Origin of the sequence: Phenylobacterium sp. (assembly GCF_035276905.1) — a bacterium.
Taxonomy (GTDB): Bacteria; Pseudomonadota; Alphaproteobacteria; order Caulobacterales; family Caulobacteraceae; genus Phenylobacterium.
This window is the reverse complement of the sequence record NZ_DATELG010000120.1, coordinates 1-14,468: the sequence shown is the minus strand read 5'-3', so window position 1 is coordinate 14,468 and position 14,468 is coordinate 1. Positions and strand designations below refer to the sequence as shown.

Here is a 14,468-nt window from a genome sequence, read left to right as displayed (position 1 = left end):
CGTCCACGATGTGTGGCCTGGAGCCAGCTCAATGGCCCCACACGCATCGGGTTCCGATGTATCTTTCGGGAACGCGCGTCCTGCGGCGCGGTTTGTCCAGCGGAATATCATGCGAGGACGGCGCGTCCGTTGGCCAAGGTCGCAGGCGCAAGGGGACTCCCCCAAACCCAGACGGAGACACCCCTGTTCGCCTACATCAACCGCCGGAACGACAGCGTCCTTCCGCGGCATACAACGATGTCGGAGCAAGTCCCTAGGCGCGGGCGCAGCGTCCCACCGGGGCCGTAAAAGTCTATGGCTGGTCCTCCGCCGAGGCGGTTTTAGGCGCGCCCTCGGAGCCACACTCGCGAACTGTGTTTCGGGGCGCTGGCAGGCGCCCTCAGCGTTGAGTCCGATGATCGATCGCCATGCCGACAAGTTGGAGGGCGATGAATATCGCAAACGGCGCCCAGAATGCGAGCTTCGCAAGACCGGTGAGTATACCGAAAGCGAGTCCGAAGCCGGCTCCAATTGCAGCCAAGCCGACAACACCCGACGCAGCGTTGAACACATCCCATTTCACGCCCTGAAAACGCATCGTGTAGCGATGCAGTTGCCACGCGATCTACGGTCGGCGTCGTATGAGCAGCCGGAGGATAATCACGCGGGACGCTCAGGCCAAGTCCGATGCGCTGGGCGCACGCCTGAGCCGAGCGCCGAGGCGCTCTTCGTTCGCTCAGCTTGCGAAATAGCGATGATCACCGACCAGAATGTTTTGCTTGTCATGGATGTGCACGCGCGCCTCACAGCCTATAGCGGCGAGACATCGCGCCAAGCGACGGGCCGCAAGCTCAGCACGCCCGCCGGAGAGAAAGAGCGTCGGCTCGATGTAGCCGCCAGCCCGCAGGAACCAGGCGCCGTTCACGTGCGCGACCTCAATCAGTTGTTCCACCTTGCGGCCCTCGTTCAGCGGCAGAAAGCTCGTATCACGATATAATAGCAGGCGCGAGTAACGCTCTTGAGAGGTTGCATTACATCGTGGTGCGATTTACCCCGGCCTCCCGCCGAGTGGCGGCTCCCGCAACAGCCTTAGGGGTTCTCCATGTTCCAGCTGCCCGATCTGCCGTATCCCTACGAAGCGCTCGAGCCGACGATTTCAGCCGCCACCATGCGGCTGCACCATGACAAGCACCACGCCCGCTACGTGGCCGTGGTGAACGAGCTGGTTGCGAACAATCCCGCCGCTCGCGGCCCGCTCGAGGCGCTGGTGAAGCAGGCGGCCATCGACGGTCAACGCAAGCTTTTCAACAACGCCGGCCAGGCCTGGAACCACGGCTTCTTCTGGCAAAGCATGACTGGCGAGTACCGCGCGCCATCGGGCGCGCTCCTCGATGCGATCGTCGCAGCGTTCGGCTCGCTGGCGGCGCTCGGCTCAAAGTTCAAGGAAGAGGGGGGCGGACATTTCGGCTCCGGATGGGTCTGGCTGGTGGCCAAAGGCTCCGCGCTGGCGGTCACCACCACCCATGACGGCGAGGGCGTGATCACGGAGCCCGGCGTCACGCCGCTGCTGGTTTGCGACCTTTGGGAACATGCCTACTACCTGGACCACCAGAATGATCGCGCCGGCTTCCTGACCGGCTGGTGGGATCGGCTCGCCAACTGGAGCTTTGCGGAGCAGCAGTACGCGGCGGCGGCGGGCGCCGGGAGCGCGTGGACCTATCCGGCGCCAAACGCCTGAAGATATGAACCCGACCGGCGCCGTCCTCGCTCCGGACGGCGCCCATCCCGAGCTCAGACGCGGACCGGCCGCTTAGTCGGCGAGAAATAGGCCCGGCGCTCGCCCTCAGACTGGGTGACGCTGGCGCGCACCTGGAGCAGGTCCTTGCGGGTGACGAGGCCGACCAGGCGCCCGGTTTTCGGGTCGGTTACCGGCAGCCGACCCTGGCCACCTTGCAGCATCAGGTCGACGGCGCGGGTGACGACGTCCTCCGGATGGACGACGTCGAGGCTGGCGTCGGAAATCAGGTCCGCGATCTGTTCGCCCTTGTGTCCGCCTTCGATCCGCCATTGCAGCGCGTCGGCTCGGGAGACGAGACCGACCGGCCGGCCTTGCAGGTCGACGACTGGATAGATCCGGTGTCGTCCGGTCTCGAGCACGGCGACGGCCGCGGCGATCGAGAGATCGGCGGAGAGGGTATCGACCTCCTTGATCATCACCTCCTGCACGCGGGTCAGCTCGTAGGGATCGATCCCATACTCCCGCGTGATGTGCTGGCCACGACGGGCGATCTTCTCGGTGAGGATCGAACGCTTCAACAGCAAGACCGTCACCGCATAAGCCCCCGCCGTCGCCGCCAGCAACGGGGTGAGCATGTGCATGTCTCCGGTGAGCTCGACCGCGAACACCGCGCCGGTCAGGGGCGCCCGCATCGTGCCGCCCAGCATCGCCGCCATCCCGAGCAGCGCCCACATGCTGTGAGGGCCGGGCAGGGCGAGGCCGACCAGCCAGCCCATGGCGCCGCCGAGGATCAGCAGCGGCGCCAGGACGCCGCCCGAAGTGCCCGACGACAAAGCGCCCAGCCAGATCACCGCCTTCACCAGGAGGATGGCTACGACCGCGCCGGCCAGCAGATGGCCGTTCAGCAGATCACCGATCACGTCATAGCCGACGCCCAGCGCGCGCGGCTCGACCAGACCGCCCAGACCAACGATCAGGCCGCCGAGGGCGGGCCACCACATCCAGTGGATCGGCAGGCGTTCGAAGGCGTCTTCGACACCATACAGCAGCTTGGTGAGCAGACCCGATTGCAGACCCGCGACGACGCCCATGCCCGCGCAGGCCAACAGGCCCCACCAGGGAAGCTCGAAGCCGGCTGCGAACGGAAAAAGCGGGCCCTTGCCGAACAGCAGCGGACGCCAGCAGGTCGACACGACCGCCGCGGCCGTGACCGGAATGAAGCTTCGCGGACGCCATTCGAACAGCAACAGTTCGACGGCCAGCAGCACCGCCGCCACCGGCGTCCCGAAGATCGCGGTCATGCCGGCGGCGGCGCCGGCGACAAGCAGGGTCTTCCGCTCCGCCGCGCTCAGATGAAAGCATTGCGCGAACAGCGAGCCGATCGCCCCGCCGGTCATGATGATCGGGCCTTCCGCCCCGAACGGTCCGCCCGTGCCGATGGAGATCGCCGAGGAGATCGGCTTCAAGACCGCCACCTTCAGCGACATCCGGCTCCCGCCGATCAGGATCGCCTCGATCGCCTCGGGGATCCCATGGCCGCGAATTTTCTCCGAACCGAACCGCGCCATCAGGCCGATGACCAGACCGCCGATGACCGGCGCCACCACCATCCATGGCGTACGCGCGGCGTGGGCCATCGAGGCTGACGCCACATCCAGCCGTCCGAACCAGACGAGGTTGGTGACGAGGTTGATCAGCTTGATCAGCAGCCAGGCCGCGCCCGCGCCACCGGAGCCAACCACGACCGCCATCGCGACCAGCAACAGGATCCGGCGGTCCGCCTTGAAGTCGCCCAGCGGGCGCGCGTGTTTTGGCGCAGGCGGCGCACTCGCGGTCATACAGAAGAACCTCAAGCTCGGAGAACTGCCGCCCTTGTACATCGCGGCACGATCTTTTCCAGCTTCCTTTGAGGCAGTCTCGTGGCGAGAGCTGCTCCGACATCAGATTCCTGCGGCAGGTTGCGCGACAGTCTTCTCGACCCGGAGGAGCCAGTTCCTTGCGACCAGGTGATAGATCGGCTCCTTCGAGATCAGGCTAGACGCCCACCGGGCGATCAGCGAGGCCAACATCAAGGGGCCGACCAGGCCAGGGTCCCGGGTCATCTCCATCAGGATGACCGCGCTCGTAAGCGGAGCCTGCACAACCCCCGAGAGGTAGGCGGTCATTCCAAGCACCACGGCGTCGCGGCCGGCCACGCCGACGCCCAGTCTGGCGATTGCGGCCCCGAGGCCTGCGCCAGTGGCCAGCGAGGGCGCGAAGATGCCTCCCGGAAGGCCCGCGACCGCTGCGGCGAGGCTTGCGCCAAACTTGCAGATGGCGAATCCGAAGCCGCGCCCCGGATGATCCGTCAGCAGCGACTTGGCCTCGCTATAGCCCGCACCGAAGGTCCAGCCGCCTGAGACGATGGCGAAGAGCGCCGCAATCAGGCCGCAGCCTACGGCGAAACTCACTGGGCGGGTTCGGCGCAGACGTGCAAGCGGCGCTTCACCCGGGCCCATAACCGCGCCGAGGATCTTGGAAAACACGCCGCCGAAAGCGCCGCCGAGCAATCCGATCGCCGGCGCAGCCAGCCAAGCGGCTCCCAGCGCAGGGCTCGCTCCCAGCACGCCGAAGTAGGCGTAGTCGCCCTGCAGGGCCCAGGACGTGAAGCCAGCGACCACGACCACCAGGATCACCACGGTGTTGGTGCGCCGCTCAAAACTCTTCGCCAACTCCTCGACCGCAAAGACAACGCCGGCGATGGGGGTGTTGAAAGCCGCCGCCACGCCGGCGGCTCCGCCCGCGATGATGATTGCACGCCGTCCGGCCCCGCCGCGCAGGCCGCGGGTGAGCGAGCGCAGAATCCCTGCGACGACCTGCACCGTCGGGCCTTCGCGTCCGATCGAGCCGCCGCAAACCAGAACCAGGGCCGAGATAACGACCTTCCACATAGCGGTCCTGAGCGTCACGCGCTGTCCGCCCCATCTCCCACGCCAGCGCTGCTCAGCCGCCGCGATGACCTGAGGAATGCCGCTTCCGGCGGCCTCGGGCGCGAAGCGCGAGGTCAGCCAGGCCGCGAGGCCAAATCCCAGCGGCAACAGCAGCAGGACCGGCCCCCGAGCCGTGGCATAGAGGCGGCCGTGGAGCTCCATCATGAGATCGCAGAGTTCAGCGTAGCCAGCCGCGGCTATACCGCCCAGCACGGCTACAGCAACGACGATGCTCGTGCGCCACGCGCGTCGCGCGTGCAAACGGGCCATCAGAGTATGCCGCCGCCGGCGGGTGTGGAGTTCAAAGGCTGCGGGACGCGGGACCACCCGAGCCGTATGCGCGGGTTCCAGACGCGCCGCAATAGCTCGGATGACGATGTGAGTCGGACGCCATCGCACAGCTCGCCTGCGCGCCAGGCGCGTCGTCTCCGTGCACCGCGTCAGAATTGTCGGCTAATTGTCATAAAACTGTAGCGGAGCTCCCCTAGATTGGAGACAGTAATGATTTTCATGAAACGGTCGCAAATCTGTGACCGTTCTTTCACTGCGCGTGAATAGCGAACCCCCCACCGGTCGCGCAAAGCGGCCTGGGTGAGGGGATATATTCATGAAAACAAAAGCATCGCTCCTGTCTGGGGCGGCTATTCTCGTGGGCTGCACGCTGTGGGCCGCCGGGCCCGCTGACGCGGCTGTCAAGCATCACAAGAGCGAGAAGGCGAACCCGAACGCGGGCCTCGCCGCCGAAGTCCAGGCGCTGAAGGAGCAGGTCCAGGCACTGACCGCCACGGTCCAGCAGCAGCAGGCCCAGGTTCAGGCCTCGACCGCGCGCGCCGACGAGGCGAGCGCCCAGGCCCAAGCCGCCCAGGCCAAGCTCGACGACCAGATCCAGCGCATTCCTGACACCGTCAAGACCGAGGTCGCGGCCCAGCCGGCGCCGACCCTCGACAAGTTGAAGTACAAGGGCGTGAGCGTCCAGCTCGGCGGCTTCCTGGCGGCGGAAGGCATCTACCGCAACAAGAACATCGCCTCGGACATCTCCTCGAGCTTTGCGAAGATCCCGTTCGAGAACGCGCCCCTGTCGCGCTCGGACGAGACGCGCTTTACGGCCCGTCAGAGCCGCCTGAGCTTCCTGGCGCAGGGCGACATCAACAAGGTGACCCACGTCGCCATGTACGGCGAGTTCGACTTCCAGGGCGCGGCCCAGACGGCCAACTCCAACGAGAGCAACTCGTACAACCCGCGGATCCGCAACCTCTACGGCACGATCGACTGGGACTACTATGGCTGGCATGTGCTCGCCGGCCAGAACTGGTCGCTGGTGACGCTGAACTCGAAGGGCATCACGCCGCGTAACGAGGTCCCGCCGCCGTCGATCGACGCCCAGTACGTCCCGGGCTTCGCCTGGGCGCGTCAGCCGCAGCTGCGCGTCACCAAGGACTTCGCCGACAAGTCGGTCTGGCTGGCCGCATCCCTGGAAAATCCGCAGTCGACCTTCGCCGGCACTGCGGGCAACCAGCTGCCGACCGGCGTCAGCGTCATCGACCTGGCCACCGGCAACACCACCATCAACGGCGCCCCGGCCGTCGGCGCGGCCTTCTCGGGCTTCAACAGCGTCAACACCTCGTCGCTGAACCGCATCCCGGACGTCATCGTGAAGGCGGCGTGGGAGCCCTACATCGGCCTCACCCGGCCGTTGCACGTCGAAGCCTTCGGCATCTACCGCAGCTTCTACGACACCATCACGGTGACCTCGGCCAACACCCAAGGCCTGACGCCCGGGACCCGCACCTCGGACGTCAGCGGCGCCGGCTTCGGCGCCGGCGTGACCTACACCGTCGTGCCCAAGCTCCTCGACGTCCAGGCCTCGATGATGAGCGGCAAGGGCATCGGCCGCTACGGCTCCTCGCAGCTGCCGGACGCGACCCTGAAGCCGGACGGCGAGATCGCCCCGATCCAGGAGACCATGTTCCTGGCCGGCGCGACCCTGCACGCCACGCCGAACCTCGACCTCTACCTGTTCGGCGGCAAGGAGCGCGCCAACGACGAGGCCAACCGTCTGGGCAATACGTTCTACGGCTTCGGCAACCTGAGCGGCGCGGCCTTCACCGCGGCCGGCTGCACCACAGTCGGCGGCTCCTGCTCGGCCACCGTCCGGCAGGTGAGCCAAATCACCGCGGGCCTGTGGGACAAGGCCTACACGGGCTCGTTCGGACAGGTCCGTCTGGGCCTGCAGTACTCCCACACCATGCTCGATGGCTTCTCCGGTGGCGGCTACACGCCCCACACCTCGGCGGACATGGTGTTCACCAGCTTCCGCTACTACCCGTTCTAGGAAGCGCCCGCGGGCGCGCACATCCCCCCGCGCCCGCGGGTCGGGACTTCGCGGTCAGGCCTCGTCGCCTGGCCGCACTTTTTTCCAGATGCAGCGTTTTGGCGATTCAGCCCCTCGGGGACTCAGAGTGATCGCCACCAGCTGCTTGGCCGCGCCAGTAGCTTAGATTCCCGAGCATGGCTTCCCCGATCCCGCGCCCCACTTGGCGAAGATAGCCGCCCAGTTCCAGCAGTTCCTGCCGCAGGACGTCGCGGCCGAGCTCAGTCCGCTCTGGCGAGGCCGCCGGTCGGGCCGCGCGTCCCACGTGCTGTTCTATCGCGCGCAGCAGCTCCACGCAGGCCCGGAGCCGCGCGCGGTCGCCACGACCGAACTGCGGCTGGCCGAGCAGCCGCGCGCGGAGGATCTGGGAGAGCGCCTGCTTCGGCGAGAGCTCGTCCTCCAGGCAGATCGCCTGAAGCGCCCGCAATTCCTCCTCCGACAGCATGACCTCGAATGTCAGCTGGTCGGTTGCCCCAAGCCTGGATGGGGCGGCCGCGCGCGGCGACGGGGCGAGCGGCGCGGTCGAGCGGTCGAGTTCACCGAGCGTCTGTTCGATCCATTCCCGTGACGTGCGCATGACCACCCTCGGTCGCCTGCAGCGATCCGAGTTCGGATTTTCCACGGGAGAGGACACGGTGCCGGTGAAACATATTTCACTCGCATCAGCCCAGCTGAGAACTATCATTGGCGTGAATAGTTCTGCGCTTGATCGCGTTGCTCTATTAGGTGTTTGCGACACCATCGCGTAAAACATCTTTCACTGGCTCAATTTCATCCAAATTATAAATGAGGCGCAGGGCTCGCGCTGCTTCGGCGTGTGCATCCTATGCTTGGAGAAGAGAGCCAATGCTCCGCCGCTCATCTATCTTCGTGAGTCGAATCCCGCTCCGGAACGGCCAGAATTCGCGTAGCGTGGCCCTCGGCCTGGGCGTCGCCTGCCTGGTTGCGGGCTCAGCGGCGTGCGCGCCGATGAAGCCCTATAATCCCGAGCACCTGCCGATTGCTCAGATGGACCGCATTGGTGCGGTCTGCCGCAACACGCTCGGCATCTCGGGCGGGACGAACTCCGAATACATGGCCTGCGAGGAGAGCCTGTCGCATTCGTTCGCCGCACGCCTGGAGGCGAACACGGCGCTCGCCGTGCGTCACGGGTGCGAGGCGCAGGGGCTGAAGCCAGGAACGGTCGCGCTCTCGGAGTGCGAGCTACGTGGCCCGTCCGTCCAGTTGGCGCAGGCAGCCTATCGCGAAGATATCGACCCGCCGGCTGCGAAACCGGCGAAGTCGTACACCAGCGCGTCGAATGACGAGGACCATCGCCGGATGCAGGAGGCCTGCGCCGAGATCGGCTTCGATCCGGTTTCCAGCGCCTTTGGCCAATGCGTGGCAGACCTGCAGTCGCGCCTCTTCGACGCGGACATGTCGGCGCACTGAGGTCTCCATGGGTTGCGCGCCGTCTTCGCGGGGAGAAAGGTCCCCCGCGGAGGATTCCTTGGGCCGAATCTTGGTCATCGAAGACGATCCCGAGACTGCAGACGAGATCGAGGCCTGCCTCACAGCGGCCGGCTTCGAAGTAGAAAAGCGGCTCGACGGCCCGGGCGGACTGCTGCGCGCCGGGCAGGCCGCGTTCGACGCCATTACGCTCGATCGGATGCTGCCCGGAATGGACGGCCTGGACATCGTCCGGGCGCTGCACGAAGGCGGATCGACGACGCCGATCATGATGGTCAGCGCGCTGGGCGACGTCGACGACCGCGTCGATGGCCTTCGCGCCGGCGGCGACGACTACATCATCAAGCCGTTCGCCCCGTCGGAGCTGGTAGCCCGCGTCGAGGTTCTGCTGCGCCGCCGCACGCGCGCTTCGGCCGCGATGCCGGAGGTACGACTGCAGGTCGCGGACCTGCAGCTCGACCTCGTCAAGCACGAGGCCCTGCGCGGACCTCATCGCATCGAGCTGTTGCCGATGGAGTTCAAACTGCTCGAATATATGATGCGCAACGCCGGCCAGCTCCTGACGCGGCGGATGATCTTTGAGGCGGTTTGGGAGTATTACTTCGACCCCGGCACCAACCTGATCAACGTCCACGTGGGCAAGCTCAGGCGGAAGATCGATCTGCCGGGCTTCATGCCGCTATTCAAGACTGAGCGAGGCCAGGGCTACATGCTGCATGCGCCTTAAGGAGATCTGGCGGACCTCGACCTTTCGGCTCTCAGTGCTCTATGGGGCGCTGTTTGCCCTGGCGACGGTCGCCCTTCTGGGCATGATCTATCTCCAATCGGCCGTCTACCTGACCCGCCGCGTGGACTCGATCCTGGAGACCGAGGCCCACGCGCTGGCCGCGGCGCCGGGGGCCAGCCTGCGCCAGCGCATCGATGATGCTCTGGCCTTGAACGGCGGTCGAAACCGCATCTTTGCGGTCTTCAGACCCGACGGCGGTTACGTTACGGGCAACTTGCGGCATCTGCCGGCGCATCTAGAGGCCGGCGGAAAGCCTATCGAGATTCCGCCGGCCCCCGGGACGGTGGCCATAACCCGACTGATCGCGCGTAAACTGCCCTCGGGGGAAACCCTCGTGGTCGGCCGTGATGTCAGCCAGCTCAGTGAGATGCGCCGGATCATCGGCTCGGCCCTCGTCTGGAGCGGCTCGCTCATCCTGCTCGTCGGGCTGGGCTGCGGCGCGGCGCTCAGCCTGGCGCCCCTGCGAAGGCTTCAGCGGATGCAGGTGATCGGCCACGACATCGCTGGCGGCAACCTTAGCCGCCGCATGCCGGTCAGCGCCCGGGGCGACGAGCTCGACATGTTCGCTGAGACGGTGAACCACATGATCAGTGAAGTCGAACGGCTGATGGCGCAGACCAAGGCCTCGACCGACATCATCGCCCACGACCTGCGCACGCCGTTGACCAGGGCCCGTGCCCACCTGGAGCGCCTCGGGCAGGCGCAAGGCGGCGACCGCCACGAGGTCGCCCACGTGACTGACCAACTCGACCAAGTGCTCGACCGCTTCCGGGCGATACTCCGAATCTCCGAAATCGAAGCCCGCGCTCGCAGAGCGGGCTTCGCAATCATCGACCTGGGCGCGGTGCTGCGCACCGCCGCGGATTTATACACGCCGCTAGCCGAGGAGGACGGCGTCGGCTTCGCGCTGGAGGCGGGGAGGGGGAGGTTTATCGAGGCCGACCCGAAGCTTCTCTTTGAGGCCATCAGCAACCTGCTCGACAACGCCATCAAGTTCACGCCGCGCGGGGGGCATGTGCGCGTGCGGCTGGAGGATGGGGGCGAACGTTATCGGATCGTGGTCCGGGACGACGGACCGGGGGTTCCAACGTCGGAGCTAAGCTCGGTTCTCGAGCGGTTCTACCGACGCGACCGCGACCGGCTGGCCCCTGGATCGGGGCTCGGGCTGAGCATAGTGGCGGCCATCATGCGATTGCATGAGTTCGAGCTAACTCTGGAGGATGCGGCTCCGGGTCTGCGCGTTGTCATCGCGGCGCCGAAGGCGATGCAACCATCTGATAAAACTGATGATTTGTCCTTTCGGCCGTAAATTATTATTCACTGGCCCAGGCCCCGGCCAGAGCTAGTTTTGCGGCGCACAATGCGACGTAACGGGACGGCCTCTCGTCCCAATTCGCCGCTCCATACGCATCATTTTGTGAGAGCGGCCATATGCTGGCGATCGTTCGGCTTGCCTTGCGACGGCCCTATACCTTCGTCGTCCTGGCGATCCTCATCCTGATCTTCGGTCCATTGGCGGCGCTGAAGACCCCGACTGACATTTTCCCGGAGATCCGCATCCCGGTGATCGCGGTCGTCTGGACCTATCGCGGCATGCCACCCGACGACATGTCAGGGCGCGTGATCTACTATTACGAGCGGCAGCTCAGCTCGAGCGTGAACGACATCGAGCACATCGAGAGCCAGTCGCTGCCTGGCGTCGGGATCGTGAAGATCTTCTTCCAGCCGGGCGTCGACATCCGCACCGCCACCGCCCAGGTCACCTCGCTCTCGCAGACGGTGTTGAAGCAGATGCCGCCGGGCATCACGCCGCCGCTGATCCTCAACTACAACGCCTCGACGGTTCCGATCCTGCAGCTGGCGCTGTCGAGCGCCGACATGACCGAACAGAAGCTGTTCGACGCGGGCCAGAACTTCATCCGTCCGGCGCTGGCCTCGGTGGCGGGCGCGTCGATCCCGTCGCCCTACGGCGGCAAGGAGCGGCAGATCCAGATCGACCTCGATCCCCTGGCCTTGCAGTCAAAGGGTCTCTCGGCCCAGGACGTCGCCGCCGCGATCGCCGCCCAGAACCAGATCGTGCCGGCTGGCACCGCCAAGATCGGCGGCTTCGAGTACAACGTGAAGCTCAACAACAGCCCCGCGGCGATCGCGGAGCTGAACAACCTGCCGATCAAGACCGTAAACGGCGCGACGATCTACGTGCGCGACGTCGCCAACGTCCGCGACGGCTCGCCGCCGCAGCGCAACGAGGTGCGGGTCGACGGCCGCCGTTCGGTGCTGATGAGCGTGCTGAAAAGCGGCTCGACCTCGACGCTGGCGATCATCGATGGGGTCAAGAGCCTGCTCCCACACCTGCAGGCCAGCCTGCCCAAGTCGCTGCACGTGGCGCTGCTCAACGACCAGTCGATCTTCGTGAAGGCGGCGGTCGCCGGCGTCGCTAAGGAGGGTGTTATCGCCGCCGCGCTCACCAGCCTGATGATCCTGCTGTTTCTCGGCAGCTGGCGCTCGACGGTGATCATCGCCACCTCGATCCCGCTGGCGGTGTTGTCCTCGATCGCCGCGCTCTCGGCGCTGGGCCAGACGCTGAACATCATGACCCTCGGCGGCCTGTCGCTAGCGGTCGGGATCCTGGTCGACGACGCCACCGTCACCATCGAGAACATCAACTGGCACCTGGAGCAGGGGAAGGACGTCCGCTCCGCCATCCTCGACGGCGCCCAGCAGATCGTCACCCCGGCCTTTGTCTCGCTGCTCTGCATCTGCATCGTCTTCGTGCCGATGTTCTTCCTGCAGGGGATCGCCGGGTTCCTGTTCGTGCCGATGGCCGAGGCCGTCGTCTTCGCCATGATCGCCTCGTTCATCCTGTCGCGGACCCTGGTGCCGACGATGGCGATGTATCTCCTGAAGCCGCACGCCAGCGGTCACGCCCAATTCTCCATGGAGCCGCACGGCGGGACGCACGGCCCCCCCGCCCGTAATCCGCTGGTCCGCTTCCAGCACGGCTTCGAGGCGCAATTCGCCAAGATCCGCGAGGCCTATCGCGCGGTGCTGGCGACCGCGCTCCTCAACAAGAGCCGTTTCATCGCGGGCTTCATGGCTGCGGTGCTGCTCTCTTTCACCCTGGTCCCGATGCTGGGAGAGAACTTCTTCCCGAGCGTGGACTCCGGCGCGATCACATTGCACGTGCGCGCGCCTGTCGGGACCCGGATCGAGGACACCGCGGCGCTGTTCGACCACATCGAGCAGCAGATCCGGCGGACCATCCCGCCGGCGCAGCTGGAGAGCATCGTCGACAACATCGGCCTGCCGGTCAGCGGCATCAACCGCGCCTATTCGAACACCGGCGGCATCGGCCCGCAGGACGGCGACATCTACATCACCCTCGCTGAGAAGCACCGGCCGACCCGGGACTTTGTCCGCCAGCTCCGCCACGATCTGCCGCAGATGTTCCCCGGCTCCACCTTCTCCTTCCTGCCGGCCGACATCATCAGCCAGATCCTTAACTTCGGCTCGCCCGCGCCGATCGATGTGCAAGTGGCCGGTCCTGATCGTGCGGCGAACGAGGCCTATGCCCAGATGCTGCTGAATCGATTGCGCGGCGTTTCCGGCCTGGCCGACGTGAGGATCCAGCAGTCGAGCCACTATCCGCAGCTGAACGTCAGCGTGGACCGCACGCTTGCCGACCGTCTGGGCGTTACCGAGCGGGACGTCACCACCACCATGGTCACCTCGCTGAGCGGCAGCTTCCAGACCGCGCCCGCCTTCTGGCTGAACCCGAAGACCGGCGTCTCCTACCCGATCGTCATTCAGAGCCCGCAGCAGGACGTGAACAGCCTGTCGAAGCTGGAGAACACGCCGATCGGCACGGCCCGTCCGGGCGATGGCCAGATCCTCGGCGGCCTCGCCGACATCAGCCGCGGAGACTCAGACGCGGTCGTCACCCACTACGCCATCCAGCCGTCCTTCGACATCTACGCCACGACCCAAGGCCGCGATCTCGGCGGCGTGGCCAAGGACATCAGCCGCGCCCTCAAGGACACGGCCAAGGACCTGCCGCCCGGCGCCACGGTCGTTTTGCGCGGCCAGGTGCAGACGATGAACACTGCGTTCAGCGGCTTGATCTTCGGTCTGATCGGGGCGGTTGCGCTGATCTACCTGCTGATCGTTGTGAACTTCCAGTCGTGGCTGGACCCCTTCGTGATCATCACAGCCCTGCCGGCGGCGCTCGCCGGGATCGTCTGGATGTTGTTCGCCACCGGCACGCCGCTGTCGGTGCCGGCGCTAACAGGGGCGATCATGTGCATGGGCGTGGCGACGGCCAACTCGATCCTGGTGGTCAGCTTCGCCCGCGAGCGGCTGGAGGTGACGCGCAACGCCGTCACCGCCGCCCTGGAGGCTGGCTTCAGCCGCTTCCGGCCGGTGCTGATGACGGCGCTGGCCATGATTATCGGCATGGGGCCGATGGCGCTCGGGCTGGGCGAGGGCGGCGAGCAGAACGCCCCGCTCGGCCGGGCTGTGATCGGCGGCCTGATCTTCGCGACCTTCGCCACCCTCGTCTTCGTGCCCGTCGTCTTCAGCCTCGTCCATCGCCGCGCCGCCGAGACGGCGCCGCACCCCGTCGCGGGGCGCGACCCCGACCAAGGAGAGATCTATGCGACCTGACCCGCAGGGCGCGGTGAACGACCTCGCCGAGGAAAGCCCGCCGTCGCCTGCCTCGCCACACGACGTGCCGGAGGTCCTGCACCATCGGCCGCAACGCTGGCTGAAGCCGGCAGGCCTGGGCGGCGTGGCTTTGGCCGCCGCCGTGGTGGTCGCTGGCGTCGTGAGCCGCGGGGCGGCGAGCGAGAAGCTCAAGACCGTCGCTGCCGAGGCCGCTGTCCCCACGGTCAGCCTCATCCATCCCGCCGCCGACGCGGGCGGCGAACAGCTGACGCTGCCTGCGAGCATCGAGGCTGACGACGTCGCCGTGCTGCACGCCCAGGTCAGCGGCTATGTGAAGGCCTGGTACGTCGACATCGGCGCGCGCGTGAAAAAGGGCCAGGTGCTCGCGGAGATCGAGACGCCGGAACTCGATCAGCAGCTCGCCCAGGCCCGAGCGGCGCTCGCCACCGCCACCGCCGACCAACAGTTCGCCAAGGTCTCGGCGGCGCGCTGGACTCGTCTGTTGGCCAAGGA

Annotated in this window: 11 protein-coding genes; 8 read left to right on the top strand and 3 right to left on the bottom strand. The window is 66.4% G+C overall.

Annotation, left to right across the window (positions count from 1 at the left end):
- Nucleotides 1-394: 394 nt before the first annotated feature.
- On the top strand, nucleotides 395-976 hold the full coding sequence (locus tag VJS38_RS05525) for a hypothetical protein (protein ID WP_324087155.1): 582 nt from the start codon (nucleotides 395-397) through the stop codon (nucleotides 974-976).
- Between the two features lie 105 nt (nucleotides 977-1,081).
- On the top strand, nucleotides 1,082-1,717 hold the full coding sequence (locus VJS38_RS05520) for a superoxide dismutase (protein WP_324087154.1): 636 nt from the start codon (nucleotides 1,082-1,084) through the stop codon (nucleotides 1,715-1,717).
- A 53-nt stretch (nucleotides 1,718-1,770) separates the two neighbouring features.
- On the opposite strand, the gene VJS38_RS05515 is transcribed toward VJS38_RS05520, so the two are convergent.
- A complete protein-coding gene (locus VJS38_RS05515) occupies nucleotides 1,771-3,555 on the bottom strand; it encodes a chloride channel protein (RefSeq protein ID WP_324087153.1) in 1,785 nt (594 codons plus the stop codon).
- A gap of 102 nt (nucleotides 3,556-3,657) precedes the next feature.
- Complete coding sequence (locus VJS38_RS05510) at nucleotides 3,658-4,956, bottom strand: chloride channel protein (RefSeq protein ID WP_324087152.1); 1,299 nt, start codon at nucleotides 4,954-4,956, stop codon at nucleotides 3,658-3,660.
- Between the two features lie 337 nt (nucleotides 4,957-5,293).
- On the opposite strand from VJS38_RS05510, the gene VJS38_RS05505 reads away from it, so the two are divergent.
- Nucleotides 5,294-7,018, top strand: coding sequence for a hypothetical protein (locus VJS38_RS05505; RefSeq protein WP_324087151.1), 1,725 nt, complete (start codon nucleotides 5,294-5,296; stop codon nucleotides 7,016-7,018).
- A 106-nt stretch (nucleotides 7,019-7,124) separates the two neighbouring features.
- On the opposite strand, the gene VJS38_RS05500 is transcribed toward VJS38_RS05505, so the two are convergent.
- Nucleotides 7,125-7,634, bottom strand: coding sequence for a hypothetical protein (locus tag VJS38_RS05500; RefSeq protein WP_324087150.1), 510 nt, complete (start codon nucleotides 7,632-7,634; stop codon nucleotides 7,125-7,127).
- 335 nt (nucleotides 7,635-7,969) lie between these two features.
- Here VJS38_RS05500 and VJS38_RS05495 point away from each other — a divergent pair, with 335 nt between their 5' ends.
- The 5 genes from VJS38_RS05495 to VJS38_RS05475 all read left to right on the top strand — a co-directional run.
- Nucleotides 7,970-8,488 carry a hypothetical protein gene (locus tag VJS38_RS05495; protein ID WP_324087149.1) on the top strand — a complete coding sequence of 173 codons (519 nt, stop codon included), beginning with the start codon at nucleotides 7,970-7,972 and terminating at the stop codon, nucleotides 8,486-8,488.
- Nucleotides 8,489-8,546: 58 nt separating this feature from the next.
- On the top strand, nucleotides 8,547-9,233 hold the full coding sequence (locus VJS38_RS05490; RefSeq protein WP_324087148.1) for a response regulator transcription factor: 687 nt from the start codon (nucleotides 8,547-8,549) through the stop codon (nucleotides 9,231-9,233).
- Entirely contained in the window at nucleotides 9,223-10,602 is a 1,380-nt protein-coding gene (locus tag VJS38_RS05485) for a sensor histidine kinase (RefSeq protein WP_324087147.1), read from the top strand. The genes VJS38_RS05490 and VJS38_RS05485 overlap by 11 nt, the downstream gene beginning before the upstream one ends.
- 122 nt (nucleotides 10,603-10,724) lie before the next feature.
- Nucleotides 10,725-13,955, top strand: a complete 3,231-nt coding sequence (locus VJS38_RS05480) for an efflux RND transporter permease subunit (protein ID WP_324087146.1) — start codon at nucleotides 10,725-10,727, stop codon at nucleotides 13,953-13,955.
- Nucleotides 13,945-14,468: biotin/lipoyl-binding protein (locus VJS38_RS05475; protein WP_324087145.1), on the top strand; the 524-nt coding region annotated here is incomplete at its 3' end. The genes VJS38_RS05480 and VJS38_RS05475, both read left to right, overlap by 11 nt.